The 286-nt window shown below is 60.5% G+C and carries 1 protein-coding gene; it reads left to right on the top strand.

What is annotated here, in order from left to right; all coding sequences use genetic code 11:
- On the top strand, positions 1-238 hold a 238-nt coding region (locus tag EN852_RS39920; protein WP_135879981.1), incomplete at its 5' end, for a M20/M25/M40 family metallo-hydrolase.
- Positions 239-286: the final 48 nt, after the last annotated feature.

The raw sequence follows: 286 nt of genomic DNA, 5'->3' as shown, positions 1-286 counted from the left end.
GGCCAAGGCCAAGGACGCGCTGTCCGATGAATGGGAGAAGCAGGCCGTCACCACCGGCGGCGGCGGCTCGATCCCCGTGGTCGGCGACTTCCAGACCTATCTCGGCATGGAATCGCTGCTGGTCGGCTTCGGGCTGGATGACGACCGCATCCATTCGCCGAACGAGAAATACGAGCTGACCTCCTTCCACAAGGGGCAGCGATCCTGGGCGCGCATTCTCGACGCGCTGACCCGGTGAACAAGTTTTCACGCTGGGCGCGAAATTCAACTTTTTGTTGATTTTTCA

This window comes from Mesorhizobium sp. M2E.F.Ca.ET.209.01.1.1, assembly GCF_004010375.2.
Lineage (GTDB): Bacteria > Pseudomonadota > Alphaproteobacteria > Rhizobiales > Rhizobiaceae > Mesorhizobium.
The sequence above is the reverse complement of the archived record's forward strand: the minus strand, read 5'-3'. Positions and strand labels throughout refer to the sequence as shown.